Genomic DNA, 22,170 nt, shown 5'->3' on the forward strand with positions numbered 1-22,170 from the left:
GATCACATCGCGGCTGTCGCCGCGAGTGCCGCGGTCGTGGCGGCCGAGAGACGGTCGAGGTAGCGCGGCGAGAGGGGTGCGCGGAGCACGGCGAGGCGCCAGTAGAGGGGGCCCGCGATGAGGTCCAGGGCGAGCTCGGCGTCGGTGTCCTGCGGCAGTTCACCGCGGGCGATCGCGCTGTCGATGATGCCGGAGGCGATGCCCCGCTGGGTGTCCCTGAGCGCGGTCTGGAGGGCTTCGGCGATCTCGGGGCTGCGGGAGGCCTCGGCCAGCAGATCGGGGATGATCTGGGAGGCGACGGGGTGCCGCAGTGCCCGTGCGGTGACCTCCAGCAGCACGCGGATGTCGGTCAGGAGCGAGCCCGTCGAGGGGGCGGGGACGCCGAGTGCGGCGACCGCGGACACGACGTCGAGGACGAGCGGTAGCTTGGACCGCCAGCGGCGGTAGACGGCGGCCTTGCCCACACCGGCGCGGCGGGCGATGCCCTCGATGGACATCCGGCCGTAGCCGACCGCCGCCAGCTCCGCGAAGACCGCAGCGCGGATGGCCTCCGTGACGTCGTCACGGAGCACGGCTGCCCCGGCGGGGGCGCGGCGGGAGGGGGCTGTGTCCGATGCCATGTGCGGCAGCCTACGCGACGTCGCGACGGAACGGTTGCGTTCCAGCGCTCGGGTGGTCTAACGTCTCGATCACGACGGTACGGTGTCGTTCCGGTTTAGCGTTAACCCCCCACCCCGCATCCCCTCCCTCGAAAGAAAGCGCCGCCCCCGTGAGCCTTGACATCGAGTCCTCCTCCGCGGCCACCGCGCCGCCAGGCACGCTGACGCTCCCCCCCGGCGAACTGGCGGCCAAGTACGGCCTCTCGGTGAGTGGAGCCAGGCCCAGCCTGGTCCAGTACGTACGGCAGCTTTGGGGGCGCCGTCACTTCATCGTCTCGTACGCCACGGCCCGTGTGTCGGCGCAGTACACCCAGGCCCGCCTCGGCCAGCTGTGGCAGGTGCTGACGCCGCTGCTCAACGCGGCCGTCTACTACCTGATCTTCGGCCTGCTGCTCGGCACCGACCGGGGCGTGGACAACTTCATCGCGTTCCTCGTCACCGGCGTCTTCGTCTACACCTTCACCCAGTCCTCGGTGATGGCGGGCGTCCGTGCGATCGCCGGCAACCTCGGCCTGGTGCGCGCCCTGCACTTCCCGCGCGCGAGCCTGCCGATCGCCCAGACGCTCATGCAGCTGCAGCAGCTCATGATGTCGATGCTCGTGCTGTTCGCCATCGTGCTGATGACCGGCGAGGTGCCGCGGCCGTCGTGGCTGCTGGTGGTGCCGGCGCTGCTGCTGCAGTCGGTGTTCAACGCGGGCCTCGCGTTGGTCGTGGCGCGCATCGGCAGCAAGATGACGGACCTGGCGCAGCTGATGCCGTTCATCCTGCGGACGTGGATGTACATGTCCGGTGTGATGTACAGCATCAGCCACGTCGCGGCACACGCCCCCTACGTGGTCAGGCTGCTGCTGGGTCTCAACCCGGCCGCCGTCTACATCGACCTGATGCGTTTCGCGCTGATCGACAGCTTCACCGGCGACCAGCTGCCGCCCCACGTCTGGCCGGTCGCGCTGGGCTGGGCCCTCGTGATGGGCATCGGCGGCTTTGTGTACTTCTGGAAGGCAGAGGAGCGGTACGGCCGTGGCTGACGAGCGCATTCCCACCGTGATCGTGGACGACCTGCACATCGTCTACCGGGTGCACGGCGCCGGCGGCGGGCGGGGCAGCGCCGTCAACGCGCTGTCGCGCATCATCCGCCGCAAGGGCAACCCGAACGTGCGCACGGTGCACGCCGTGCGCGGTGTGAGCTTCACCGCGTACCGCGGCGAGTCCATCGGGCTGATCGGCTCCAACGGCTCGGGCAAGTCCACCCTCCTCAAGGCGGTGGCCGGCCTGCTGCCCGCGGAGAGCGGCAAGGTCTACACGCAGGGCCAGCCGTCGCTGCTCGGCGTCAACGCCGCGCTCATGAACGACCTGTCCGGCGAGCGCAATGTGCTGCTCGGCGGCCTGGCCATGGGCATGACCCAGGACGAGGTCAGGGAGCGCTACGACGACATCGTCGAGTTCTCCGGCATCAACGAGAAGGGGGACTTCATCTCCCTGCCGATGCGGACCTACTCCTCCGGCATGGCGGCCCGGCTCCGCTTCTCCATCGCCGCGGCCAAGACGCACGACGTGCTGATGATCGACGAGGCGCTGGCCACCGGCGACAACAGCTTCCGCAAGCGCTCCGAGGCCCGGATCCGCGAGCTGCGCGAGGAAGCCGGAACGGTTTTCCTCGTCAGCCACAACAACAACACGATCCGGGACACCTGCACGCGTGCCATCTGGCTCGAGCACGGCACCCTCCGCATGGACGGTCCGACCCCGGACGTGCTGAAGGCGTACGACGAGTTCACCAAGGCCAAGAAGTGACGCCGCCCGGCGGGAGCCGGGCGGCGGTGCCAGACTGAGGGCGGAAGCGGGAGGACGGCACAGGGCAGCGCGCCGTAGCGAAGGAGCCCGTCATGCTCACGACTCACTACGCCCACGGGGCCCCGAGCTGGCTGGATCTCGGATGCAGCCATCCCGGCGCGTCCGCCGCGTTCTACAGCGGGCTCTTCGACTGGGACATGCGGCCCCTGGGGCCGGAAGCGGGCGGCTACGGGTTCTTCCAGCTGGACGGGAGGACCGTGGCCGCCCTCAGCCCGTCCGCCGACGAGAGTTCGCCCCCGGCCTGGATGCTCTTCTTCCAGGCGGACGACGCCGACGCCACCGCAAAGGCCGTGGAGCAGGCGGGCGGAACGGTCCGCTTCGGGCCCTTCGACGTGTTCACCAACGGGCGGACGGCGGGCTTCACCGATCCCGGAGGCGCGGACTTCTCGGTCTGGCAGCCCGCCGGGACCCGGGGCCTGGACCTGGTCACCGAACCCGGCAGCCTGTGCTGGGCGGAACTGTTCGTGCCCGACCCCGCCGCGGCGATCGCCTTCTACGGTTCCGTCCTGGACTGGCAGGCGCAGGAGGTCCCCTTCGGCGACTCCGGCTACACGGTGCTGTCCACCTCCGACGGGAGCACCACCCTCGGCGCCGTGGTGCGGATCACCGACGAGATGGGGGCGGCGGGCGTCGTCCCGCGCTGGCTGCCGTACTTCGAGGTCACCGACTGCGACGCGGTGGTGCGCTCGGCGGACCGGCTCGGCGGCTCGGTGGTCATGGCCCCGCAGCACACCGAGGGCGTCGGCCGCTTCGCGCACCTGGCGGATCCGGGGGGCGCGGTGTTCGCCGTCATCGCCAGCCAGCCGCGCCGCTCCTGACGGTCCGTCGGGCGGTGTGGACCCGGGGGCACCCGCGGAGCTGTTCCCGCTGGTCGGGGGCGTTGTCAGTGCCCCCTGCAAGACTGTGCGCGACCAGGGAAACACCCTCCGTCGAAGGAGCACCCCATGCTCAGCACAGACTTCCTCCCCGGCGCGCCCAACTGGCTCGACCTGGGAGCGCCGGACAGCAAGGCCGCCGCCGCGTACTACGGCGAGGTGTTCGGCTGGGAGTACGTCTCGGCCGGACCGGACGCGGGCGGCTACGGCATGTTCAAGATCGGCGGCCGGACCGTCGCCGGGATCGGCCCGGGCGACCCGGACGCCGGCTCGGCGGCCTGGGAGCCGTTCTTCCGGACCCAGGACGCCGAGGCCACGGCCAAGGCGGTGGAGCAGGCCGGCGGCACGGTCCGCGCCCCGGCCATGGACGTCTTCGACCAGGGCCGCATGGCGGTCTTCGCCGACCCGGCCGGCGCGCACTTCTGCGTCTGGCAGCCCGGCGCGAACCAGGGCATCGACATCGTCAACGAGCCCGGCAGCCTGTACTGGACCGAGCTGTACACCGCGGACGTTGCCGCGGCGCTCGACTTCTACCGGAGCGTCTTCGGCTGGAAGACCGACGACATGAGCAACCCCGGATTCACGTACGTGGTGGTCTCCCCGGGCGCCGGCGACGACAACGCGGGCCACGGCGGCGTCGGGCTGCTGGAGGAGGCGCAGCTCGCCGCGGGCACGACCGCGCACTGGCTGCCGTACTTCACGGCGGCCGACGTCGACGCGACCGTGGCCAAGGCCGTGGCGGCGGGCGGCACCCTGCGCGTGCCCGCGACGGACATGCCGGGTGTCGGCCGCTTCGCCCAGATCACCGACCCGCAGGGCGCGGTGTTCGCGGTCATCACGCCCGCCGCCGACAGCGCGTTCTGAGGCCCGGGCCCGGCTACTCCGGAGGCGTCGGGGTGTCGTGCGCGGAGAACATGGCCTGGATGTCGAGCTCCAGCTTGATGGTCGGGCCGACCACCGCGATACCCCGCGCCAGCATGTTCTGCCAGTTCAGGGTGTAGTCCTCACGGTGCAGTTCGGCGCTCGCGAGGGCCGCGCAACGCAGTTCCTCGCCGTAGCCGCCGGTCGCCAGGCCCAGGTAGTTGGTGTCCAGGGAGACCGAGCGGCTGGTGCCGTGCATCGTCAGATGGCCCTGGACGGTCCACTTGTTGCCGGTGCGGTGCAGGAACCGGTCGCTGGCGAAGTGGATGAAGGGGTAGGCGGCGACGTCCAGGAAGTCCGCAGAGCGCAGATGGTTGTCCCGGGTGCGGTTGCCGGTGTTGATGCTCGCGGCGTCGATGCTGATCTCGACCTGCGAGTCCTCCATGCGCTCGGCGACCCGGATGCCGCCCTCGAAGCGGTCGAAGCGGCCGTGCACATGCGCCATGCCCACGTGCTTGGCGATGAAGCGGATCGCGGTGTGCGGAGGGTCGAAGAGCCAGGTGCCGGGGGGCGGCAGCTCCAGCCCGGGGGAGGGGGCCAACTGGATGCTGCCGATGGGGGATTGCAGTCCCTCGGCTATCTCCACCGTGCCGCGGTAGGGCTGCAGGCTGTCCGCGGAGACGACGACGGTGTACTGCCCGGGCGGCAGCGTCGCGATGAAAGTGCCGTAGGGGTCGCTGGTCGCCTTCACCCGCACGCGTCCGCTGCCCAGTTCGGTCACTACGATGTCGGCGCCGTTCATGGGCTGCCCGAGAGGGTCCAGCACTTGGCAGCTGATCAGTCCCGCGCCTCTGGCGATCGGCGGTGCCAGCACCGCCGCTTCCGTACCGTTGCGTGCCGAACGATTGCGCCGAAAGAGTGCGATGGCCATGGCTTCACCTTAGATGGCCGATCTCCACAAGTGCGAATCGTCATTCCGGATCGTGGCACGCTCCTTCAGTCCTGGGGCGCGCTGCCGTCCTCCTGGGCGGCGAGCCAGTGCCGGCGGCCCAGATGGATGAGGAACAGCTCCTTGCGGGCAGTGCGTTCGATGCGTTCCGCGGCCGCGGGGTCGTCCGCCGGTGCCTCCATGAAGGCGATCGCGGTCATCAGCATGCGGTCGACGTAGAGTTCGGCGAGCATGCGCACGTCCTCGGTGCGCCAGCCCGCCGAAACCGGCTGCGCCGCAAGGGCGGTGGCCACCTCCTCGGCGAACTGCGCCATCTCGGCCGCGATGGCCTCACGGACCGCGGTGACGCCGCCGTGGCGCTCGCGCGCGATGAACCGGAAGTGCGGCCGGTGCTCGTGCACATGCCGTGCCATCAGGCGCACGGAGCGGGCGATGACCTCCCCGGCGTCGTCCTGTTCGGCCAGGATCGCCTGGATCATCGCGTGCAGGCTGCTCAGCGACTCGCCGACCAGCGCCACCCCGAGGTCGCTCATGTCCCGGAAGTGGCGGTAGAACCCCGCGGGTGCGACGCCCACTTCGCGCGTGACGGCGCGCAGTCCCAGGCTGCTCAGGCTCTGGTTCTCCAGCAGGCGCAGGCCCGCGTCGAGGAGGGCCTGCCGGGTCTGCTGCTTCTGGGCCTCGCGGACCCCGAGGGTGTGACTCATGTCATCCAGTAAACAGCTGTTCGCTGAGTTTGGCGACACTAGACTACGGATTCAGTGAACAACTGTTATTCCAACTGTTCACTCAAGCGCCACCTCGCCCCGCTCCGCCCGTCCGCGGCACGTACCGCCGCGGCACCGCAGTCATCGAGAAAGGCAGCGCCTCGTGACGTTCCTCGTCGCCCTGGTCGCCTTGGGGATCCTCCTGGGCACCGTCTCCTGCACCTCGTTCCCCGTGTTCCTCACCGCCGCCGGCGCGATCGCCGCCTGGCTGCTCGTCTTCTCGGTCCGCGAACGCCTCGCCCACCACCGCAACCGCTGACTCCACGTCTCCCAGGGGGGATTCGACCCATGGACTCCTACGCACCCACGCGCCGCGACGCACGCCCCAAGGACGGCTCGGACGGCGCCGACGGCATGGCCGTCGCCTCGTTCGTCCTCGGGCTGATCGGCCTGCTCGCCTTCAACATCGTGCTCGGCCCGTTCGCCCTGGTGCTCGGCGGCGTCGCCCTGGTGCGCGGCACCAAGCGTCCCGTGCGGGCCCTTCTCGGGCTCGTCCTCGGCGCGGCCGACCTGATGGTGCTGGTCGTGCTGCTCACCATGAACAAGGGGCTGCTGCTGCCGTTCGGCTCCTGACGCCCCGTCGGCCCGCGCCCGCGATCCCGCGGGCGACCGGCCGGCAGCACGCCGGCGTCGCCGGACGGGAGACCTCGACCGGTCAGGCCCAGGAACGCCTCCTGGCCCGTCGTGGCGGTCGCGTCAGGGTGCTGGGCCGGTCCGCGCAGCGCCTCGATCGTCCCGTCGTCGACGCGGAACTCGTACACGGCGCGGAAGTCCACCACCGTCCCGGGATCGAAGCGGGCCCGCAGCCCGAGCACGGCCCAGCCGGGGTGGAACGTCTCGGCGGGGCGCGGTCGGCCCATTCCCCTTCAAGCCCCATGTGGCCAACTCCGGCATCGCCGGGTCGAGTTCCTGCCCGGTGTCTGCGCGGGCGGCGGCCGCTCGTCCGACGGACAGCTCGATCCGGAACCGCGGCACTCCAAGGAGCCAGGCAGGGCGGCGACGGCGCCGATGCGGGCCCGGAGCAGCCATTCGCAATGACGTACGCCGCCTGCTCCGGGACGGCGGTCACCCTGCTCGGGCACGCCGAGATCGACTCGTCGGTCTCCCTCGCCCCGGCCGGCCCCGGCGAACAGGCCCCATCGAGGCGGAGCCGGTGGTGAAGCAGCCCGCGGCCTCAGCCGCGGGTCCAGCCGGTCTCCGGCCAGTAGCCGTACTGGGGGCGGCCCTTGACGCCGCTGGTGCGGAAGGGCCTGCCTCCGTCGTCGATGCGGACCGTGCCCGTGCGTCCGCCCGAGGTCCAGTCGGCCTCCAGGTACCAGTCGCAGTCGCAGCCCTGCGTCCGGGCGTCCACCCGCAGCACCAGCGGATCCCGGCCGGAGACCTGGTACGGCAGACGGACCGCCGGGACGGTCCGCTCGCCGTCGAAGCCGTCCTGGGGACGGGCGAGAGGGCGCGCGACGTCGAGGTCGACGGCGTACACGGCGGGGGTGAGGGCACCTCCGCAGCCGTTGTCCATCGCGTACGAGGACCAGCGCAGCGGGCCGCGCCGCTCCACCACCCGCACATGCAGCGCCTGCACCACCACCGGCGCCGCCGCGCTGCCGCGCAGCGTGGTCTCGACGATGGTGGTGCCCCCGTGCACGGCGTCGAGGGCGGTCGCCCACGCCCGGGCGTCCTGCGCGACGGGCGGCGGCGGGACGTCGGCGGGGGGACGGTCGATCAGATAGCGGTGGTCGCAGCCGTTCTCCCACACGTGCGACCGCACACTCCACGTCAGCGGCTCGGCCGGGACGCCCGGGCCGGCGGGCGTGGAACCCTTGGGCGTTCCCCCCGGTGAGGGCCGGCGGGACGGCCCGCCCGACGACGGAGCGACCGAAGGAGCGGCCCGGGTCCCGGTCGCCGAGGGCGTCGGCGAGGGTCGGCCGCCGTGCACCCCTTCCGTCACGGGGGCCGAGGCGCGGGCACTGCCGCTGCCGCCGGTCGCGGAAGGCGCGGTGCGGGCCGCCCGCGGACGGCCGTCGCCCGTGGCGTCGGTCATCGCCAGCGCGGCGCCGGTGAGCACGAGCGCGGCCGCAGACACCACGACCGCCGGGCGGGACAGCCGCCGGCGCCACGGACCGCGGCGCGGCGGCCGGCGGGCAGGCTCCCCGGCGCCGGGCGCCGGGCCCTCCACCGCGACCACTGCGGGCGCATCAGGCACGTCGGGCACTTCGGGCGGCATGTCCTCCGCCGGCTCCGCGCCGCCGCCCCGGTTGCCGGTCCGCCGCGCCGCGTCCGCCATCACCCACCGGCGGTGCAGCTCGACCAGTTCCTCCGGCCCCGCCCCGCACAGCCGCGCCAGGCGCTCCACGACCGCGTAGTCCGCCGGAACGGCGTCACCGTGGCAATAGCGGTGCAGGGTCGACGTGCTGACGTGCAGCCGGCTCGCCAGCTGCCCGTAGCTCAGCCCCGAGCCTTCCTTGAGGGCGCGCAGGCGCTCCGCGAACTGCCCGCTGCCCGCCGCCGTACCGGCCATCCCCGTGCCCCCGCCGTCGTCCCGCGTTCCCGGCACCCGTTCCAGGGCGCTCCTCTCTCCCCAGGCCAGGGTACGCGGAACCGTTCCGGCGTCCCGGATGACGCGGTATCCGTTGCCGGGCCGCGACCGTCCCGCGCAGCCTGGTGCACATCGCCGCCGTCGCTCCGGCGCCGGTGGCACCACGACCGAGGACCACACCACAGACAACGGGGACGCATCGTGTACCAGCACTCACTGACCCGCCGCGCCGTCGTGGCGGCCGTCGCCGCCACCGCCCTGCTCGGCCTCGGGGCGGCCGAGGCGGAGGCCGCCGCGCCCGCGCCGAAATTCCTGGCGCCCAAGGAACTGCCGCCGCACCCCACTTCCCCCTGGTACGCGGGCCGGGTCACCCAGGGCCTGCCCGACTACCCGGTCTTCTGCCTGGAGCGCGTCCTGCCGTCCCGCCGCGCCGCGTACCGGGAGTTCGGCACGGAGTTCGACACCGGCGCCGTCCAGCTCACCTTCACGGCGAAGAACGCCACGGCCGCCCGCGACCTGGCCACCCGGCTCCGTACGTCCGTCCGCGGCTGCGCCGTCCGCTTCGAACGCCAGAACCCGCAGGGCGAGGCCGACTGGAAGGACTACGGCCCGCTCGGCGTGGCGAACGGTGCGCACGTCTACGGCGTCCACACCGCGCCCCCCGAGTCCGAGCACGGTGTCGCGCTCTACGGCATCGGGCGCGACGGCCGGACCGTGACCGTCGTGAAGTGGAGCCAGATGGGCACGCTCGACCAGGCGCCCGTCAAGGCCTTCAAGAAGACCACCACGAGGGCCGTCGCCAAGCTCTACGGCTGACCCGGCCGGCCGAGCGGCACGACGAAACGACGACACGACGGCACGCGGCGGCGGGGCACCGGGGGGAGTCCCGCCGCCGTCGCGTCCGCGCACCCGCGCCCGACGGCCGGTCAGCGCCCATCCGCAGTAGCGGTGTCACCGATCCGGGCTGCGTCCGGCGCCCTTCTGCGCCGGTTCCCGGGACGGGGGTCCGGGAACTGCGACCATCCGTTCAACCGCCGTACCCGGCACGGGATCCCTCCCGGTCCGCGCCGCGGCGGTCATCGCACGGGTCCGGGCCGGCGCGTCGAGTGGCAGGGGCTGATCACCATGAGGGTCGTCGTGCTCCTGGGCCTGGTGCTCACCCTGGCAGGCGGCCTCGACTACGTCCGGCGCAGGTACCCGGTGGCCTTCTGGCTGCTGGTCGGCCTGCCGCTGACCTGGGGCCGGTTCCTGGCCACGTACGGCTCCACGATGGTCGCCTGCGGGCTGGCCCTGCCCCCGTCCCGGCTGCGGGCGTTCGCGGTGTGGGCCGCGGGCCGCGGGCAGGCCCGGCCGGTGCCGCCGAGGATCCGCCGGGTCAGCGGCTCCCTCATCGGACTGCGGGTCCGGCTGCGGCTCCCGCCCGGGCTGGAACCGGCCGACGTGGCCGCCGCCGCCGGCCGGCTGCGGCACGCCTGGGGCGTGCACGCCCTCAGCGTGGTCCCGGTCAGGCCCGGGACGGTGGAACTGCGCATGACCGGCTACGACGTGCTCCGCGACGTGCGCATGCCGCGCCGTCTCCCGTCCGGCCCGATGGTGGTCCCGGTCGCGCTGCGCGAGGACGGGACGACCTTCGTGCGCGACTACCGGCGGATCCCGCACACCCTGACCCTGGGCGCCAACCAGTCGGGCAAGACGGTCTACCAGCGCAACCTGATCATGAATCTGGCCAAGCTGCCGGTGGCCCTGGTCGGCATCGACTGCAAGCGCGGCGTGGAGCAGGCCCCCTACGCGGCCCGCCTGTCGGCCCTGGCCACCGACCGCGAGCAGGCGTCGAAGCTGCTGGAGGCCCTGGTGGCGGAGATGGAGGATCGTTTCGACCTGCTCAAGGACCACCAGGGCGCGGCGTTCACGGAGCCCGAGGAGGAGGTCGCCTCGGACATCTGGGGGCTGCCCGCCTACGTCCGGCCCTTCCCGGTCGTCGTCCTGGTCGACGACATCGCCGAGCTGTTCCCGAACGCCACGACGGTCGACGAGGAGACCCGGGACCGCATGGTCGCCAACCTGATCCGGCTGGCGCAGCTGGCCCGTCCGGTCGGCATCTACCTGGAGATCTGCGGACAGCGGTTCGGGCCCGAGCTCGGCAAGGGCGCAGGCCTGCTCCGCGCACAGCTCACCGGCCGGGTCGTGCACCGGGTGAACCGGCAGACCGCCGAGATCGGCCTGGCCGACTTCGCGCCCGAGGCGATGGCGGCCGCGACGTCGATTGCCCGGGACCGGGCCGGCCTGGCGGTCGCCGGGGACGCCTCCGGCGGCTGGTCCCACATCCGTACCCCGCTGGTGTCGATCGCCGAGACCGCCGCGGTCTGCCGTGCCTACGCCCATCTGGTCCCCGACCTGCCGGCCCTGGAGCCCTTCCGGCCGTACGCCCCGGACGCCTCCTACGCTTCGGACGCGGACGACCCGGAGGGCCCGCCGACGCTGCCCAGGCCCCGGCCGGGACCGGAGTAGGAGCCGCGGTCCGGGCGTGGCGACCGGGCATCCGAACCGCCGCCGTACACCAGTTCCGGCAGGATGGGCCGCATGGAACATGTACTGGGAATCGGCGGATACTTCCTGCGGGCCGACGACCCGGAGGCGCTGAGCGCGTGGTACCGCGACTGCCTGGGTCTGGACTCCGACGAGCACGGTCTGTGGCGCCAGGAGGCAGGGGCGACGGTGTTTGCGGCCTTCGAGTCCGGGACCGACTACTTCGGGTCGCGCACGCAGCAGACCATGCTCAACTTCCGGGTCCGCGACCTGGACGCGATGCTCGCACAGCTGCGGGCCAAGGGGGCCGACGTGGCCGAGGAGACCCAGGACATGGACGGCATCGGCCGGTTCGGCTGGGTCACCGATCCCGAGGGCAACCGCGTCGAGCTGTGGCAGCCCGCCTGACCCCTCGCGGGCTCCTCGGCGCGGCCGCGGGAAATGGATTTGGTCCTGGGGCCCGCACCCCGTAGGGTGGTGTTCACCGACGCGGGGTGGAGCAGCTCGGTAGCTCGCTGGGCTCATAACCCAGAGGTCGCAGGTTCAAATCCTGTCCCCGCTACTGAAACGGAAGGCCCGGTGCGCAAGTACCGGGCCTTCCGCGTTTTCGCGCCTCACCAGGGGTGCGCGGTGTCACCTCCTGCTCACCGGGCGGTACGGCGGTACGTCGCGCCCCGGCTGGTAGTGCGGGCCCTGCCGGATGTGGCGGACGACCACCACCAGGTCGGTCGCGGCGGCCAGCGCCAGCACACCGAAGAAGATCGCCCAGCCCATCTGCCCGAGGATCGAGAAGATCACCGTCCCGGCGATCGCCCAGACCAGTCCGAAGACGGCCAGCCCCAGTCTCATCCGCAGCGCGCTGCGGGCTTGCAGGGGCTCGCTTCCGGTACGTCCCAGATGCATGGAAACCACTCCTCACCGGAGACGTACCCGCGTACGCTCGTGTCATGACATGGCGACATTGATCGACAGGGAAGTCCCCGGAGTCCTTCCTCGCACGCAGGCTGTACGCCTACGCACTGTTCGAGGACCTCATCCCGCTCTACCCGGTGTACGCGGTGCTCTTTGCCGACTCCGGGCTGTCCGAGGCCGGGATCTCCTCGCTCTTCGCCCTCTGGTCCTTCACGGCGTTCGCGCTGGAAGTGCCGTCCGGAGTGTGGGCGGACCGCTTCTCGCGGCGCACCCTGCTCTTCGTCGCGCCCCTGCTGACCGGAGCCGGCTTCGGCCTGTGGACATTCCTGCCCGGCTACACCTCGTTCGCGGCCGGATTCGTGCTGTGGGGCGCCGGTAGCGCGTTGCGTTCGGGAGCGTTGCAGGCACTGGTCCACGAGGGGCTGAGCGGGGCCGGCGCGGCCGATGCGTACGCGCGGCTCATCGGCCGCTCACAGGCGATCGGCACCACAGCCGCGCTGGCGGCGACGGCCGCGGCCGGACCGCTGCTCGCCGTGGGCGGGTACCTCGCGGTGGGGGTGGCCAGCATCGCCGTGACGGTGCTCACCGCGCTCGCCGCACTCCGGCTGCCCGAGCGGCGCCCGGAGACGTCGCACGACGAGACGGCCTACGGCGCGCTGCTGCGCGACGCGCTCACCGAGGCCCGGCAGGAGCCCGGGGTCGCACGGATGCTCGCCGTGGTGTCGCTGATGGCGGGTGCGGCCGCGCTGGACGAGTACGTACCGCTGCTGGCGCGGGCCACCGGCGTGGACGCGCCCCTGGTGCCGCTGCTCGTGCTGCTGGTCACCGCGGGTGCCACCGCGGGCGGCTGGCTCGCCGGACGCGGTATGCGCTGGGCCCCGGCCGCCCCGGCGGCGGCCGGGCTGTGCCTGGCTCTCGGCGCGGGGACGTCGGGCGTCCATCCCGTGGGCCTGGTCGCCGTGGCGATGGCTTTCGGGGTCTTCGACTGGGCGGCTGCCGCCGCCGACGCCCGCCTCCAGGACCTGCTCGGCGACCGCACCCGGGCCACCGTGACCTCCCTGGCCGGCCTGGGCTCGGAGGCCGCCGCCCTGCTGCTGTTCGGCCTCTGGGCGCTCGGCTCGCGCTGGGCGGGCCCGGGGCCGCTGTTCGCCGTGGCCGGACTGCCGTTCCTGGCCGGGGCCCTGCTGCTGTGGCGGTGCAACATTTCCGGTGGTCCACGGCGTCAGTGAAGTGAAGGCGCGCCGGAAGACGATCACGACCACGGGACGGTACATGCACGACGAACGCACGGAGGACTACCTGGAGTTCGCCGCCACCCGCGCGGCGCCCCTCTTCCGTTCGGCCTGCCTGCTCACCGGCGGTGACACGCATCTGGCCGAGGACCTCGTGCAGGAGACCCTCGGCAAGATGTACCTCACCTGGCGGCGCATCGCCCGCATCGGCAATCCCGCCGGGTACGCCCATACCGTGCTCGTCCGTACGTTCCTCACCCATCAGCGGCGGCGCAGCAACCGCGAGTCGCCCATCGGTGAGATGCCCGACATCCCGTCGGGCATCTCACCGGACGGTGACACGACGCTGCTGCGGCTGACCCTCCTCGACGCCCTGGCCCGGCTGTCCCCCAAGGACCGCGCGGTGCTGGTGCTGCGCTACTGGGAGGACCGGAGCATCGAGGAGACCGCGGAAGCCCTGCGGATCACCTCCGGCACCGTGCGCACGCGCTCGTTCCGCGCGCTCGCGCGGTTGCGCGAACTGCTCGGCGACAGCCTCGCGGACCTCGTGTCCGCCCGCTGATCCCCCACCGGTTCACGACTTCCCGCTCTCCCACGGACGGTGACACCCCCATGCCCTTCGAAGACGACCTCGGCGCCGCACTCCGCCGCACCGCCGACGGCTTCAGTACCGACAACCGCTCCCTCGTCGCCGGGGGCCTCGCGCGCGGCCGGACCCTCCGGCGGCGGCGCACCGCCGTGACCGGTGCCGTCGTCGCCGTGGCGGCGGTGGGCGTCGCCGTCGCGCTGGTCGTCCCGGCCGGCAACTCCCCGCAGGCCGTCCCGGCGACGCGGACACCGGCGAAGGCACCGGCCACGGCGACGGCACCGACGCCGACGCCGAGTACCCGGCCCCCGGAGGTCTCCGGCCAGGAGATGGCGGACCTGCTCAAGGCCCTGCTGCCCGCGGGAAGCGTGACAGTCGAACGGGTAAGGGGCACACAGGCCTTCGAGGGGGGCGACCCCCTGCCGTACGCGGAGGTCGTCTTCGACGACGGCAAGGGCGCCTCGTTGCTCTCCGTCGACCTGAGCTGGGTCATGGACAACCAGCAGCAGGACAACGAGTGCCCGGCCACGTCCTTCGTGGAGAAGGACACCAAGTGCACCCGCACCGAACTGGGGGACGGGCTGGTGCTGACGGTCTTTCAGGGCTGGGAGTTCTCGGACGGGCGCGAGGGGCCTAAGGAATGGCGTGCGGTCCTGACCACGCCCAGGGGCGGTCAGATCGGGGCGAGCGAATGGAACGCGGCCGCGGAGAAGGGCTCCCCGCAGACCCGCCCCGATCCGCCGCTGACCCCGGCGCAGCTGGGCGCGCTCGTGCGCTCACCCAGCTGGGACAAGGTCTTCGACGCCTTCACCCCACCGTCCTGAAGGGCCGCGCCGGGGGCGGTCCCCGACCGCAGTCCGGCCCGACCAGGGGGTGTGGGCCTCAACTGGCCCCCTGCGGTGCCGCGTTGCGCTGCGGTGGCTGCCATTGCCGTGCGCCGGGCCGTCGGCCTCGGCACGGCCGTGCCGCACCCGCGGTGGCCGGACTCTCAGCATAACAACGTGCAACCATAAGGTTGCGCATCGGGTCGACGTCGTGCAACCATGAAGTTGCACGTAAGGTTGTCGTCGATGGAGGTACGGCCATGAGCACGCAGACCCAGGACCGGATCGAACGCGAGATCAGCATCGGGGCGCCCGTCGAGCGGGTGTGGGAGGTGCTGACCCGTCCGGAGCACATCGGCCGCTGGTTCGGCCAGGACGTGGGCGGCAGCGGCGAGCCGCGGTCCATGGACCTGCGCCCGGGCGGCATCATGCGCCTGGACCACGGCGGGGACGTCTATCCGACGCGGATCGTGAGCGTCGAGCCGCCGCGCTACTTCGCCTACCGCTGGGCCAGCGCCTTCCCGGGCGTGGAGGCGGCGGAGGACAACTCCACCCTCGTCGAGTTCACCCTCACCCCCGAGGGGGACGGGACGCTGCTGCGGGTGGTCGAGAGCGGCTTCGCGACCCTCGACATCCCCGAGGACCGCATTCCGCAGGCCGGGTACGAGAGCCACTCGGAGGGGTGGACGCAGGTCCTCGCTGGATTCGCCGCGTACACGGAGAAGCTGCCCGTATGACGGAGCGTCAGGCGGGTGGTGAGGAGGACGTCTTCGCCGCGCTGGCCGATCCGATGCGACGGCGCATCCTGGACGCCATTGCCGGGCACGGTGACACGACCGCCACCGTGCTCGCCGCCGAACTCCCCGTCACACGCCAGGCGATCGTCAAGCACCTGGCCGTCCTGGACCAGGCGGGGCTGGTCTCCGGACGCCGCGCGGGGCGCGAAATGCGGTACGTCGTAAGGCCGGAGCGGCTGATCGCGGCGGCGCGGTGGATGGACCGCGTCGCCGCCCAGTGGGACGCGCGGCTCGGCGCCATCAAACGTCTGGCCGAGGAACCCGGCGCCGGGCCCCCGGTGTAGCCTGTGCGCCGTGAACGGGGAGAGACCGCCTGATGTGTTCTCCGGCCGCATCGGCGACGGCCGGATCAACTGGCGAGTGGGCTCGCTGCTCGTCGTGGTGAACGTGACGCTGCTCGCGCTGGGCGTGGGCTCCACCTTCTGGTTCTTCGGCCAGGACATCGGCATCGCGGGGCTGTCCGTGGCGCTGCCCGCGATGAGCCTGTGCACCTTCCTGGTGCTGTTCACCGACTCGCGCGACGTCCGCACCGCCGTGATGTCCGCCTTCACCGTGCTCTACTTCGGCTTTGTCGCGGCCTCGTTCAACAGCGAGGTCGCGCGGGCGATGGCGGACAAGACGGGCTTCCTGGACGACGTCTACGACAGCTTCAACACCTTCATGATCGTGATGGTGGGCTTCTACTTCGGCGGCAAGGCCGCGGAGAAGGTCGTGGAGAAGAAGGTCGCCGCCGCCCTCCCGCTGCCCGGACAGCCGGTTCCCGGCCCGGCTCCCGCGCCGGGCAAGGGCGACTCCGGCACCGGCACCGGCACCGTCACCCCGCTCCAGGCGCCCCCGGCGGCGATGGACGGCACCCGGCTCTGAGCGTCACCCCGGGATGATCAGGTCGATGCCGTAGGCCGCGACCGCCAGGCACGCGGCGAAGCACAGGCCCGCCGCGCCGAGGGCGACCTTGCGGTGGACGTCACGCGTCCCCTCCGGCGGGGGCGTTCCCCCCGATCCGTCGCCGGCGCGGCCCCAGGCGGCGATGCCGAGCGAGAACATCACGACCAGCAGGATCGTGATGCCCAGGCTGGCGCCGAACACCGAGGCGAGATTGCCCCACTTGATGTCCACGCGTCGCTCCTCGCCGCTCAGACGGCCGACCGCTGCGCGGCCTCCGGCACCCGCGGGCGCTCCTCGTTCACGTTGTCGGGGGTGACCGGCCGCCGACGGGACAGGACGTAGAAGCCGGTGGCGGCGGCCAGGGCGGTGCCCGCGACGAGCGCGACCCCCACGTTCCCGTGGCCGGCGACCCAGGCGGCGACACCGCCCACGGCGGCCGCCGCCGGCAGCGTCAGCACCCAGGAGACGGCGATGCGCCCGGCCACGCCCCAGCGCACCTCGGCGAGTCTTCGGCCCAGTCCCGCGCCCAGGATGCTGCCCGTGCAGACCTGGGTGGTCGACAGCGCGAAACCCATGTGCGACGACGCGAGGATGACGGACGTCGCGCTGGTCTCGGCCGCGAAACCCTGCGGGGCCTGGATGTCGGTCAGGCCCTTGCCCATCGTCCTGATGATCCGCCAGCCGCCCACGTACGTGCCCAGCGCGATCGCCAGCCCCGCGCTCAGCACCACCCACCAGGGCGGCCCCGCGCCGTGCGCGAGCACCCCGGCGGAGATCAGCGTCAGGGTGATGACGCCCATCGTCTTCTGGGCGTCGTTGGTGCCGTGGGCCAGCGCCACGAGCGAGGCCGAACCGATCTGGCCCGCGCGGAAGCCGCGGCCGACCTCGCGGTCCGCCGTCCGCCGCGTGATCACGTAGGCGAGGTAGGTGGCCAGCAGGGACACCACGCCGGCCACGACCGGCGAGGCCACGGCCGGGACGACGATCTTCTCCAGCACCTCGCCGACGCGGACGGCGGAGCCCCCGGCGCCGACCCAGACCGCCCCGATCAGCCCGCCGAACAGGGCGTGCGAGGAACTGGACGGCAGTCCCACGAGCCAGGTGAGCAGATTCCACAGGATCGCCCCCACGAGCCCCGCGAAGATCATCACCGATGACACCTTGCTGTCGTCGACGATGCCGTTGGAGATGGTCTTCGCGACCTCCGTGGACAGGAAGGCGCCGAGCAGGTTCAGCGCCCCGGCGATCGAGACGGCGACCCGGGGGGTGAGCGCACCCGTGGCGATCGAGGTCGCCATGGAGTTGGCGGTGTCGTGGAATCCATTGGTGAAGTCGAATGCGAGAGCCGTGACGATGACCACCACGAGCAGGAACGTCACAGAGCCCACCGGGGACCTCCCGCCCGGCTGCCGCGCGGCGGACCGGGCCCTTCGTGCAGATGTCGCGTCGGGATTCCACGCTAAGCCGGGGGCCGGCGGGGCGCACCGCCCGCGCGGCCATACGGGGGCCGCGCCCACGTCCCGGTGCCCGGGTGCGGGGCCGGGTGGGATGTCAGTGGCTGCTCCTACGCTTCCCGTCATGAGCAGATGGATGGGGAACACCCAGGTCCTGGCAGAACAGGCGGTTCACTTCCAGGTCCTCGCCGGACGCGGCGATCTGCCGGAGCTGTCGCGCGCCGTCATGCGGGCGGCCTGCAACAACGGCTCCATGACCGGTGTCGGCTCCCGGAACATGGAGCTCCTGCGGGCGCTGCCCGACAGGGACCGGCTGGAACTCGCCGGCATGTGGGCCCGTTGGTACGGCCACGTGGAAGAGGACTGGTCGGCCGAGGAGTTCAGGCGAGATGTGGAGTACCTCCGCGCGGAGTTGCTCACGGTCGCCTCCGGAGTCGTCCGCGACCTCGACGGTGGCCTGCTGGCCACTGAACGTCATCGAGAACTCGACCGGTTGAGGGACCAGTGGCTCGTCTGGTCGGGCCACCGGATCTGGGAACTGGCCGAGGCGGAACTCGCGGCCGGGCGTACTCCCGGCACCGCCGTCCTGGCCGCCTTCCGGCGCACCGGCGCGGCGGCCAACGTGCCCGCTCTCCGGCGCACCGGCGCGGCGGCCAACGGCACGGAACCCGGACTGCGGAACCTGCTGAGTCATTTCCCCGGCCCGGCGCTCAATCCGGGTGAGCCGTGGGCCGACGCGGCCCTCAGCGAAGCCGCCGCCGGAGGAGAGCCGTGGCAGCGGCTGCTGGAGCACGCGGCCCCCGCGACGGCGGGCGCGCCGTCGGCGAAGTGGCGACGGGCCGGATCGGCCCTGCTGGACGCCGTGGGCCCGGAGGAGGCGCGACGGGCGATGCACCGGTGGTTGGAACTGGCGCACCGGGATCGGACCGTCCCGCTTCTCGGCCATCCGCACCTCCCGTTCGACGTGAACACGTCTTTCGACCCCCACAACTCGCACGTGCTGCGTGGGCTGGCCTGGATGCTCTCCTTCCTGCCCCCGCGGCCGGACACCGCCCGGGCGCTCGCCGGCCTCGTCGAGACTTCCTTGGACCACCGGTCGGGCAACGCTCCGCGAGCGCTCCACGTTGCCGAGGCGGGGGTCGTGGCGCTGGGCCTGCTCGGGGACAGTGCGGCGCGGGACGAGTTGGAGACGCTGAGCGAATGGGTCACACACGAGGGCACGTCCCGGCGATTGGACAAGGCGCTCACGACGACCGGCGGGTAGGGCCCGGCGAGGAGGGCGCGCATCGCCACGACGCGCGGGCCCGGGCGTGCGCCGCGGCGTGACGTCGACCGGCCGGCGTCGATGGCCACGCGGTCGTGCCGGCCGGGCACGAACGGGTGGTTGGCATGGAGCCGGGGCGGAGCGGCGGTTCCGGGAAAAACCGATGGCGTCCGACGGAGCCGCCACGGCACGATGCCCGCATCATGAACAGCGTCCCGACCACCCCGACCACCCCGGCCCCGCACCGCCGGATCAGAGCCGCCCACACCGAGGACACCGTGACGGTGTATCAGGCGTACCGTCCCGAGATCGGCGACCACACCGCACGGCACGGCCGCTTCCCCGAGAGCTGGAGCCGGTCGCGCATGACGTGGATCAAGCCGTCGTTCCTGTGGATGATGTACCGCAGCGGATGGGGCGGCAAGGACGGCCAGGAACGCGTCCTCGCCCTCGACATCAGCCGCGAGGGTTTCGAGTCCGCGCTCCGGGGTGCCTGCCTGTCCCACTATGACCGCAGCGCCTACCCCGACCGCCAGGCCTGGGCCGAGCGGCTGCGCGCCACCTCGGTCCGCGTCCAGTGGGACCCCGAGCGCGACCTCGCGCTGCGCCCGCTGCCGTACCGGTCCCTGCAACTCGGCCTCACCGGGCGGGCGACGAGGGACTACGCCGACCACTGGCTCCGCGCGGTCCGGGACGTCACCGGCCTCGCGCACGCCGTCCGCGACCTGGTCCGCTCCGGCGACACGGCCGGCGCGACCGCCCTGCTGCCGGATGAGCCGGCGTACCCGCTCGACGCGGCGACCGCCGCGGTGATCGGCGCGACGCCGGAGGTCAGCGCGCGTCCAGCTCCGCGATGAGCCGCTTCGGCGCGATGACACGGTAGCTCTCCTCCACCCACTCGCAGAGCACGTCCGCCGCCGGTGTGCCCTCGGCGAGCGGGACGGAGACCCAGCCGGCCCTGCCGAGGCCGTAGCCGCTGGGCTCGGCGCCGGGGACGGACAGCGCGTGCTCGTGGACCTCGGGGTCCTTGAGCTTCACACCGATCCGGGGCGGATGGCTGTTGTCGCCGACGCCGAGGAAGACAAAGACCTTCCTGCCGGCTTTCACCACGCTCTCGCCCCAGGGGAACTCCTCCCCGGCCCCCGGCAGGGCGAGGGCGAACGCGCGTACCTCCTCCCGGACGGCGAACGGATCGCGGGCGGCGGTCACGGGGCCTCCTCGGGGCGGTCGGGCGGCGTCAGCCCGATCGTAGGCCCGGCGGCCCGGCACCGTTAGGATCGCCGGCAATGCCCGGACGTAGCGCAGAGGCAGGCGCACCTTCTCCAAAAAGGAATCACGTCGGTTCGATTCCGGCCGTCCGGGCAGTCCGCGCGGGTCCGTAGCGCAGAGGCAGGCGCACCGCCTTGCTCAGGCGAATACGCCGGTTCGAATCCGGCCGGGCCCTCGATAGGATCATCGGCAATGCCCGGACGTAGCGCAGTGGCAGGCGCGCCGCCTAGACAAGGCGGAGACGCCGGTTCGATTCCGGCCGTCCGGGCAGTCCGCGCGGGTCCGTAGCGCAGTGGCAGCCGCACCGCCTTGCCAAGGCGGACACGCCGGTTCGAATCCGGCCGGACCCCCGTTAGGATCATCGGCAATGCCCGGACGTAGCGCAGAGGCAGGCGCGCCGCCCTGTCAAGGCGGAGACGCCGGTTCGATTCCGGCCGTCCGGGCAGTCCGCGCGGGTCCGTAGCGCAGAGGCAGGCGCACCGCCCCCTCAAGGGCGGAGACGCCGGTTCGAATCCGGCCGGATCCATCTCAGGGAAACACGAACGGGCGGGCTCAGTGGGGGAGAACGGCGGGGACAGGGCCGTCATCGGCGAGGCCGAACTCGCCGCGTTCGACGCGGTGGTCGGCAAACTGCGCGCGCTGCCGGTCGACGACCCGGTACGGCTGCGCGCCGAGCAGGTCGCCGCGTCGTTCACACGGGACGGGCGGCTGCGCCGCCGCAGGACCCGGCGCGAGGAGCGGAGCGCCGCGGACGCCGAGGTCGTCGCGGCCACCGCCACCGGTGCCCTGGCCCGCCGCGAGGACGCGCCCCTGGACACGGACGACGCCGGCACCGCGGGGGAGTTCACCCGGCCGCGCCGCTGCTACGTGTGCAAGGCCCACTACCGGCAGGCGGACGCCTTCTACCACCTGCTCTGCCCGGACTGCGCCGCCGACAACTCCGCCCACCGCCGGGCGCGAACGGACCTCACCGGCTGCCGGGCCCTGCTCACCGGCGGACGGGTCAAGATCGGCTTCCAGCTGGCCCTGATGATGCTGCGCGACGGCGCCGAACTCCTGGTCACCAGCCGCTTCCCACAGGACACCGCGCGCCGGTTCGGCGCCGCGCCCGGCAGTGAGGACTGGCTGCACCGGCTGACCGTCGTCGCCGTCGACCTGCGTGACCCGCGCCAGGTCGTCGGCCTGTGCGAACGGCTGCGGGAGACCGGCGAGCCGCTGGACATCCTCGTCAACAACGCGGCGCAGACCGTGCGCAGGCCGCCTTCCGCCTATGCCGCCCTCACCGCCGGGGAGCGGCTGCCGCTGCCGGCCGGGCCGCGGCCCCGAGCGGTGCTGACCGCCCCCGGATTCGGTGCGGCCCCCGCCTTGCCCGCCGCGAGCGGCCCGGTGGCCGAACTGGTGCTGGCCGAGACCGACGAGGCCGGTCTGCTGCCCGACACCGCGCCGCGGAACTCCTGGTCGGACGAGCTCGGCGGACTCGACCCGGCCGAGCTCCTGGAGACCCAGCTCGTCAACGCCGTTGCCCCCGCGCTGCTGTGCGACCGGCTGCTGCCGCTACTGCTCGCCTCGCCGCGGACACGCCGCTACGTCGTCAACGTCACCGCCGTCGAGGGCCGCTTCGCGGTCCGCAACAAGACGGCCGGCCACCCGCACACCAACATGGCCAAGGCCGCCCTCAACATGCTCACCCGCACCAGCGGTCCGGCGCTGGCCGGGCACGGCGTCCACATGTGCAGCGTCGACACCGGCTGGATCACCGACGAGAATCCGCATCCGAAGAAGCACCGGCTCGCCGGCGCCGGCTTCCGCACCCCGCTGGACATCGTGGACGGCGCCGCACGTGTCTACGACCCGATCGTGCGCGGCGAGGCCGGGCACCCGGTGTCCGGAGTGTTCCTCAAGGACTACCGGGAAGCCGAGTGGTGA

General features: G+C 72.6%; 27 protein-coding genes and 7 tRNA genes. 26 read left to right on the top strand and 8 right to left on the bottom strand.

Translation table 11 applies throughout. From position 1 onward, the window contains the following. Positions 1-2: 2 nt before the first annotated feature. Entirely contained in the window at positions 3-620 is a 618-nt protein-coding gene (locus ABZ883_RS00715) for a TetR/AcrR family transcriptional regulator (RefSeq protein ID WP_360899199.1), read from the bottom strand. Between the two features lie 161 nt (positions 621-781). Here ABZ883_RS00715 and ABZ883_RS00720 point away from each other — a divergent pair, with 161 nt between their 5' ends. The 4 genes from ABZ883_RS00720 (at position 782) to ABZ883_RS00735 (ending at position 4,252) form a co-directional block, all read left to right on the top strand. Further along, positions 782-1,687 carry an ABC transporter permease gene (locus ABZ883_RS00720; RefSeq protein WP_360900185.1) on the top strand — a complete coding sequence of 302 codons (906 nt, stop codon included), beginning with the start codon at positions 782-784 and terminating at the stop codon, positions 1,685-1,687. Then, positions 1,680-2,453 carry an ABC transporter ATP-binding protein gene (locus ABZ883_RS00725; protein ID WP_360899202.1) on the top strand — a complete coding sequence of 258 codons (774 nt, stop codon included), beginning with the start codon at positions 1,680-1,682 and terminating at the stop codon, positions 2,451-2,453. Before ABZ883_RS00720 ends, ABZ883_RS00725 begins: the two co-directional genes overlap by 8 nt. Before the next feature lie 92 nt (positions 2,454-2,545). After that, positions 2,546-3,331, top strand: a complete 786-nt coding sequence (locus ABZ883_RS00730) for a VOC family protein (RefSeq protein WP_360899205.1) — start codon at positions 2,546-2,548, stop codon at positions 3,329-3,331. Positions 3,332-3,457: 126 nt separating this feature from the next. Beyond that, positions 3,458-4,252, top strand: coding sequence for a VOC family protein (locus ABZ883_RS00735; RefSeq protein ID WP_360899208.1), 795 nt, complete (start codon positions 3,458-3,460; stop codon positions 4,250-4,252). A 13-nt stretch (positions 4,253-4,265) separates the two neighbouring features. On the opposite strand, the gene ABZ883_RS00740 is transcribed toward ABZ883_RS00735, so the two are convergent. Then, on the bottom strand, positions 4,266-5,180 hold the full coding sequence (locus ABZ883_RS00740; RefSeq protein WP_360899211.1) for a YceI family protein: 915 nt from the start codon (positions 5,178-5,180) through the stop codon (positions 4,266-4,268). 65 nt (positions 5,181-5,245) lie between these two features. Next, a complete protein-coding gene (locus ABZ883_RS00745) occupies positions 5,246-5,902 on the bottom strand; it encodes a TetR family transcriptional regulator (protein ID WP_360899214.1) in 657 nt (218 codons plus the stop codon). Positions 5,903-6,065: 163 nt separating this feature from the next. Here ABZ883_RS00745 and ABZ883_RS00750 point away from each other — a divergent pair, with 163 nt between their 5' ends. The 3 genes from ABZ883_RS00750 (at position 6,066) to ABZ883_RS00760 (ending at position 7,122) form a co-directional block, all read left to right on the top strand. Next, positions 6,066-6,221, top strand: coding sequence for a hypothetical protein (locus ABZ883_RS00750; protein ID WP_360899217.1), 156 nt, complete (start codon positions 6,066-6,068; stop codon positions 6,219-6,221). A gap of 29 nt (positions 6,222-6,250) precedes the next feature. Continuing rightward, on the top strand, positions 6,251-6,535 hold the full coding sequence (locus tag ABZ883_RS00755) for a DUF4190 domain-containing protein (RefSeq protein WP_360899220.1): 285 nt from the start codon (positions 6,251-6,253) through the stop codon (positions 6,533-6,535). Positions 6,536-6,996: 461 nt separating this feature from the next. Further along, positions 6,997-7,122 carry a hypothetical protein gene (locus ABZ883_RS00760; RefSeq protein WP_360899223.1) on the top strand — a complete coding sequence of 42 codons (126 nt, stop codon included), beginning with the start codon at positions 6,997-6,999 and terminating at the stop codon, positions 7,120-7,122. Positions 7,123-7,136: 14 nt separating this feature from the next. Here ABZ883_RS00760 and ABZ883_RS00765 read toward each other — a convergent pair whose 3' ends face one another. Next, positions 7,137-8,513, bottom strand: coding sequence for a helix-turn-helix domain-containing protein (locus ABZ883_RS00765; protein WP_360899226.1), 1,377 nt, complete (start codon positions 8,511-8,513; stop codon positions 7,137-7,139). Positions 8,514-8,696: 183 nt separating this feature from the next. Here ABZ883_RS00765 and ABZ883_RS00770 point away from each other — a divergent pair, with 183 nt between their 5' ends. From ABZ883_RS00770 to ABZ883_RS00785, 4 genes are all read left to right on the top strand, one after another. Further along, positions 8,697-9,311 carry a hypothetical protein gene (locus tag ABZ883_RS00770; RefSeq protein ID WP_360899229.1) on the top strand — a complete coding sequence of 205 codons (615 nt, stop codon included), beginning with the start codon at positions 8,697-8,699 and terminating at the stop codon, positions 9,309-9,311. Between the two features lie 309 nt (positions 9,312-9,620). Then, on the top strand, positions 9,621-11,003 hold the full coding sequence (locus ABZ883_RS00775) for an FtsK/SpoIIIE domain-containing protein (protein WP_360899232.1): 1,383 nt from the start codon (positions 9,621-9,623) through the stop codon (positions 11,001-11,003). 72 nt (positions 11,004-11,075) lie between these two features. Beyond that, entirely contained in the window at positions 11,076-11,429 is a 354-nt protein-coding gene (locus ABZ883_RS00780) for a VOC family protein (RefSeq protein ID WP_360899235.1), read from the top strand. Between the two features lie 80 nt (positions 11,430-11,509). Then, positions 11,510-11,583 (top strand) — tRNA-Met (locus tag ABZ883_RS00785). A 71-nt stretch (positions 11,584-11,654) separates the two neighbouring features. Here ABZ883_RS00785 and ABZ883_RS00790 read toward each other — a convergent pair. After that, the gene (locus ABZ883_RS00790; protein WP_360899238.1) at positions 11,655-11,924 is read right to left on the bottom strand and encodes a DUF6343 family protein; all 270 of its coding nucleotides are present in this window, start codon (positions 11,922-11,924) and stop codon (positions 11,655-11,657) included. Positions 11,925-12,070: 146 nt separating this feature from the next. Between ABZ883_RS00790 and ABZ883_RS00795 the strand changes: the two genes are divergently transcribed. From ABZ883_RS00795 to ABZ883_RS00820, 6 genes are all read left to right on the top strand, one after another. Continuing rightward, complete coding sequence (locus ABZ883_RS00795) at positions 12,071-13,162, top strand: MFS transporter (RefSeq protein WP_360899241.1); 1,092 nt, start codon at positions 12,071-12,073, stop codon at positions 13,160-13,162. A gap of 43 nt (positions 13,163-13,205) precedes the next feature. Then, the gene (locus ABZ883_RS00800) at positions 13,206-13,727 is read left to right on the top strand and encodes a SigE family RNA polymerase sigma factor (protein ID WP_360899244.1); all 522 of its coding nucleotides are present in this window, start codon (positions 13,206-13,208) and stop codon (positions 13,725-13,727) included. Between the two features lie 50 nt (positions 13,728-13,777). Beyond that, positions 13,778-14,575, top strand: a complete 798-nt coding sequence (locus ABZ883_RS00805) for a hypothetical protein (RefSeq protein ID WP_360899247.1) — start codon at positions 13,778-13,780, stop codon at positions 14,573-14,575. 260 nt (positions 14,576-14,835) lie between these two features. Then, positions 14,836-15,312: an SRPBCC family protein gene (locus tag ABZ883_RS00810; protein ID WP_360899250.1), complete on the top strand. Its 477-nt coding sequence runs from the start codon at positions 14,836-14,838 to the stop codon at positions 15,310-15,312. Continuing rightward, the gene (locus ABZ883_RS00815) at positions 15,309-15,656 is read left to right on the top strand and encodes a metalloregulator ArsR/SmtB family transcription factor (RefSeq protein ID WP_360899253.1); all 348 of its coding nucleotides are present in this window, start codon (positions 15,309-15,311) and stop codon (positions 15,654-15,656) included. Before ABZ883_RS00810 ends, ABZ883_RS00815 begins: the two co-directional genes overlap by 4 nt. Before the next feature lie 10 nt (positions 15,657-15,666). Beyond that, positions 15,667-16,236, top strand: coding sequence for a hypothetical protein (locus ABZ883_RS00820; protein ID WP_360899256.1), 570 nt, complete (start codon positions 15,667-15,669; stop codon positions 16,234-16,236). A 3-nt stretch (positions 16,237-16,239) separates the two neighbouring features. Here ABZ883_RS00820 and ABZ883_RS00825 read toward each other — a convergent pair whose 3' ends face one another. Together ABZ883_RS00825 and ABZ883_RS00830 are read right to left on the bottom strand one after the other, a co-directional pair. Then, entirely contained in the window at positions 16,240-16,488 is a 249-nt protein-coding gene (locus tag ABZ883_RS00825; RefSeq protein WP_360899259.1) for a hypothetical protein, read from the bottom strand. A 17-nt stretch (positions 16,489-16,505) separates the two neighbouring features. Next, positions 16,506-17,645, bottom strand: coding sequence for an inorganic phosphate transporter (locus ABZ883_RS00830; RefSeq protein WP_360899262.1), 1,140 nt, complete (start codon positions 17,643-17,645; stop codon positions 16,506-16,508). A 190-nt stretch (positions 17,646-17,835) separates the two neighbouring features. Between ABZ883_RS00830 and ABZ883_RS00835 the strand changes: the two genes are divergently transcribed. Both ABZ883_RS00835 and ABZ883_RS00840 read left to right on the top strand, forming a co-directional pair. Beyond that, positions 17,836-18,975: a hypothetical protein gene (locus tag ABZ883_RS00835; RefSeq protein ID WP_360899265.1), complete on the top strand. Its 1,140-nt coding sequence runs from the start codon at positions 17,836-17,838 to the stop codon at positions 18,973-18,975. A gap of 203 nt (positions 18,976-19,178) precedes the next feature. Further along, positions 19,179-19,832, top strand: a complete 654-nt coding sequence (locus ABZ883_RS00840) for a DUF4291 domain-containing protein (protein WP_360899267.1) — start codon at positions 19,179-19,181, stop codon at positions 19,830-19,832. Here ABZ883_RS00840 and ABZ883_RS00845 read toward each other — a convergent pair. After that, a complete protein-coding gene (locus tag ABZ883_RS00845; RefSeq protein ID WP_360899270.1) occupies positions 19,807-20,184 on the bottom strand; it encodes an MmcQ/YjbR family DNA-binding protein in 378 nt (125 codons plus the stop codon). The two genes, ABZ883_RS00840 and ABZ883_RS00845, sit on opposite strands and share 26 nt — an antisense overlap. A gap of 81 nt (positions 20,185-20,265) precedes the next feature. On the opposite strand from ABZ883_RS00845, the gene ABZ883_RS00850 reads away from it, so the two are divergent. The 7 genes from ABZ883_RS00850 to ABZ883_RS00880 all read left to right on the top strand — a co-directional run bounded on the left by ABZ883_RS00850 (position 20,266) and on the right by ABZ883_RS00880 (position 22,170). Continuing rightward, positions 20,266-20,337 (top strand) — tRNA-Trp (locus ABZ883_RS00850). A 10-nt stretch (positions 20,338-20,347) separates the two neighbouring features. Continuing rightward, a tRNA-Ser gene (locus ABZ883_RS00855) sits at positions 20,348-20,419 on the top strand. 21 nt (positions 20,420-20,440) lie between these two features. Further along, positions 20,441-20,512 (top strand) — tRNA-Val (locus tag ABZ883_RS00860). 10 nt (positions 20,513-20,522) lie between these two features. After that, positions 20,523-20,594 (top strand) — tRNA-Gly (locus tag ABZ883_RS00865). Positions 20,595-20,615: 21 nt separating this feature from the next. After that, positions 20,616-20,687: transfer RNA gene (locus ABZ883_RS00870), tRNA-Asp, on the top strand. A gap of 10 nt (positions 20,688-20,697) precedes the next feature. Continuing rightward, a tRNA-Glu gene (locus ABZ883_RS00875) sits at positions 20,698-20,770 on the top strand. Positions 20,771-20,799: 29 nt separating this feature from the next. Further along, a complete protein-coding gene (locus ABZ883_RS00880; protein ID WP_360899273.1) occupies positions 20,800-22,170 on the top strand; it encodes an SDR family NAD(P)-dependent oxidoreductase in 1,371 nt (456 codons plus the stop codon).

The sequence above is a fragment of the Streptomyces sp. NPDC046977 genome (assembly GCF_040644455.1).
Classification (GTDB): Bacteria; Actinomycetota; Actinomycetes; order Streptomycetales; family Streptomycetaceae; genus Actinacidiphila.

Coding starts and splice junctions, on each gene's coding strand:
- ABZ883_RS00740 (WP_360899211.1), bottom strand. CDS start 5,180: ATGGCCATCGCACTCTTTCGGCGCAATCGTTCGGCACGCAACGGTACG.
- ABZ883_RS00780 (WP_360899235.1), top strand. CDS start 11,076: ATGGAACATGTACTGGGAATCGGCGGATACTTCCTGCGGGCCGACGAC.
- ABZ883_RS00730 (WP_360899205.1), top strand. CDS start 2,546: ATGCTCACGACTCACTACGCCCACGGGGCCCCGAGCTGGCTGGATCTC.
- ABZ883_RS00835 (WP_360899265.1), top strand. CDS start 17,836: ATGAGCAGATGGATGGGGAACACCCAGGTCCTGGCAGAACAGGCGGTT.
- ABZ883_RS00745 (WP_360899214.1), bottom strand. CDS start 5,902: ATGAGTCACACCCTCGGGGTCCGCGAGGCCCAGAAGCAGCAGACCCGG.
- ABZ883_RS00810 (WP_360899250.1), top strand. CDS start 14,836: ATGAGCACGCAGACCCAGGACCGGATCGAACGCGAGATCAGCATCGGG.
- ABZ883_RS00790 (WP_360899238.1), bottom strand. CDS start 11,924: ATGCATCTGGGACGTACCGGAAGCGAGCCCCTGCAAGCCCGCAGCGCG.
- ABZ883_RS00815 (WP_360899253.1), top strand. CDS start 15,309: ATGACGGAGCGTCAGGCGGGTGGTGAGGAGGACGTCTTCGCCGCGCTG.
- ABZ883_RS00760 (WP_360899223.1), top strand. CDS start 6,997: ATGACGTACGCCGCCTGCTCCGGGACGGCGGTCACCCTGCTCGGGCAC.
- ABZ883_RS00755 (WP_360899220.1), top strand. CDS start 6,251: ATGGACTCCTACGCACCCACGCGCCGCGACGCACGCCCCAAGGACGGC.
- ABZ883_RS00775 (WP_360899232.1), top strand. CDS start 9,621: ATGAGGGTCGTCGTGCTCCTGGGCCTGGTGCTCACCCTGGCAGGCGGC.
- ABZ883_RS00800 (WP_360899244.1), top strand. CDS start 13,206: ATGCACGACGAACGCACGGAGGACTACCTGGAGTTCGCCGCCACCCGC.
- ABZ883_RS00840 (WP_360899267.1), top strand. CDS start 19,179: ATGAACAGCGTCCCGACCACCCCGACCACCCCGGCCCCGCACCGCCGG.
- ABZ883_RS00715 (WP_360899199.1), bottom strand. CDS start 620: ATGGCATCGGACACAGCCCCCTCCCGCCGCGCCCCCGCCGGGGCAGCC.
- ABZ883_RS00805 (WP_360899247.1), top strand. CDS start 13,778: ATGCCCTTCGAAGACGACCTCGGCGCCGCACTCCGCCGCACCGCCGAC.
- ABZ883_RS00735 (WP_360899208.1), top strand. CDS start 3,458: ATGCTCAGCACAGACTTCCTCCCCGGCGCGCCCAACTGGCTCGACCTG.